Origin of the sequence: Photorhabdus heterorhabditis, assembly GCF_001280945.1 — a bacterium.
Classification (GTDB): domain Bacteria; phylum Pseudomonadota; class Gammaproteobacteria; order Enterobacterales; family Enterobacteriaceae; genus Photorhabdus; species Photorhabdus heterorhabditis.
Genome location: NZ_LJCS01000198.1, coordinates 1 through 882, shown reverse-complemented (window position 1 = coordinate 882; position 882 = coordinate 1). Strand labels below are relative to the sequence as shown.

The window sequence follows — 882 nt, the reverse complement described above, 5'->3', positions numbered from 1 at the left end:
CGGCGGTATTGGTGAAGGAATGGCCTGTGGTCTGGCTGTCAATGTGTTGCGCCAGCAACACACCCTGGGTGTTATCCAACGTCTGGCTGGTCGTAGTCAGTCGGGTTTTGGCTTCAAGATGGCCGTGAGCGTTTTGAAGGGTTTTGTCAACGGTGAGGGTGGCGCTGTCCCCGGTTGCCACAATGCTCCCCCGGCGATTATCCAGTTGGGATGCCCTGAGCTGGAGCGCGTGGCCCGCTTCCAGCCGGCCTGACTGATTATCCAGCGTGTCTTTGACCGCCAGTGTCAGCGAACCTTTTTCGGCGGCCACGATGTTGCCGTGACGATTATCGACGGTCGTTGCTTTCAGGTTCAGGTTGCCGTTGCCCGCAAGGGTGCCGCGCTGGTTATCCAGCCGCCGGGTGGTGAGGGACAGCGTGTCTTTACCCTGTTGTTGCATCACGCCGCCTTGATGGCTCAGGGTGTCGGCGTTGAGGGTTATCTGCCCGGCCTGAGTCTCGGCCTGGTTGAGTTGCAGTTCACCGGCCTGTATCGTCAGGACCCCGTTGGTGAGCAGTTTGCCCTTATCACCCCGCCACCGTTGGGTATTGAGCGACAATTGTCCGTTGCCTGCCAGTTGCACCGTCCCCTGGGTGTTATCGGCCTGATGCGCGGTGAGATGCAGGTCCTCGCCCTGACTGGCAATCGTGCCCTGACGGTTATTAAGCCGGTCAGTGGTGAGGGTCAATGTCCCCTGATTGAACACGGTCCCCTCCTGGTTATTCAGGGTGCGGGTATGGAGCGTCAGTTCACCGCTGCCGGTCTGGTTAATTTTTCCCTGCTGGTTGGATAAATCCGGTGTGGTGAGGTGGATTTCCCGCGCCACTAACTGGCCGCCGTCGT

The 882-nt window shown here is 59.4% G+C and carries 1 protein-coding gene; it reads right to left on the bottom strand.

Translation table 11 applies throughout. From position 1 onward, the window contains the following. Positions 1 to 882, bottom strand: an 882-nt coding sequence (locus AM629_RS21295; RefSeq protein ID WP_152912066.1) for a hypothetical protein, incomplete at both ends; no start/stop codon positions are given.